General features: G+C 73.9%; 1 pseudogene. It reads left to right on the top strand.

Features of this window, described 5'->3' with window-relative positions:
* Window positions 1-17: 17 nt before the first annotated feature.
* Window positions 18-284, top strand: a pseudogene (locus C7C45_RS33330) (N-acetylmuramoyl-L-alanine amidase); the annotation flags it as partial.

Genomic DNA, 284 nt, shown 5'->3' with positions numbered 1-284 from the left:
CCGCGACCGTCCGCGGAATGCACTGGGACCCCGGCCCGTACTGGAACTGGACGCACTACTTCGAGCTGCTGCACGCGCCACGGTTGGACACCGGCCCCCCGGCCACCGGTCTGGTCCGGATCGACCCGGACTTCGCCACCAACCAGCCGGCGTTCATCGGCTGCGTCACCGCCGGTGTGCCGTGCGCGCCGCGCGGCTCCTCGGCGGTGGTGCTGCGCTCCGCGCCGTCCGCGGACGCGCCACTGGTCAACGACATCGCGCTGCGCCCCGACGGCACCCCGAAC

Origin of the sequence: Micromonospora arborensis (assembly GCF_003205615.1) — a bacterium.
Classification (GTDB): domain Bacteria; phylum Actinomycetota; class Actinomycetes; order Mycobacteriales; family Micromonosporaceae; genus Micromonospora; species Micromonospora arborensis.
Note: the sequence above shows the minus strand (reverse complement) of the source record. Positions and strands in the feature narration are given on the sequence as shown.